This window comes from Lederbergia ruris, from assembly GCF_018332955.1.
GTDB lineage: Bacteria > Bacillota > Bacilli > Bacillales > Bacillaceae_C > Lederbergia > Lederbergia ruris.
The window spans coordinates 1-363 of record NZ_BORB01000130.1 but is presented as its reverse complement, the minus strand read 5'-3'; the positions used below and the strand labels follow the sequence as shown (position 1 = coordinate 363).

At 36.1% G+C, this 363-nt stretch carries 1 protein-coding gene; it reads left to right on the top strand.

Annotated features, from left to right (window positions below):
• Window positions 1–363, top strand: a 363-nt coding sequence (locus KI363_RS21740) for a helix-turn-helix domain-containing protein (RefSeq protein WP_212967624.1), incomplete at both ends; no start/stop codon positions are given.

The following is a 363-nucleotide window of genomic DNA, read 5'->3' as shown; positions in this document are numbered from 1 at the left end:
GGATAGACGGATTGAAAGAATCAAGGAATTGGAAACAGTACCCAAAGGAATTAAAAAGACAAGCTGTAGCGTTCTATCTTGAACAAGGAAATAGCTTAAAGGTAACATGTGAACAATTTAATATTTCCTCCACTTCCGTTTTACGTCGTTGGATAAAGCTTTATACTAGTGGTAAAGCAATAAAATCCACTGGTAAAGGAAGCGTTAAAATGAACGGAGGACGTAAAACAACATTCAAAGAGCGTATTGAGATTGTACAATATGCGATTGCCAATGATTTCAATTATCATCAAGCTGCAGAAAAGTATGAGGTTTCGTACCAACAAGTTTATAGCTGGGTTCGTAAATATCAGAAAGATGGAG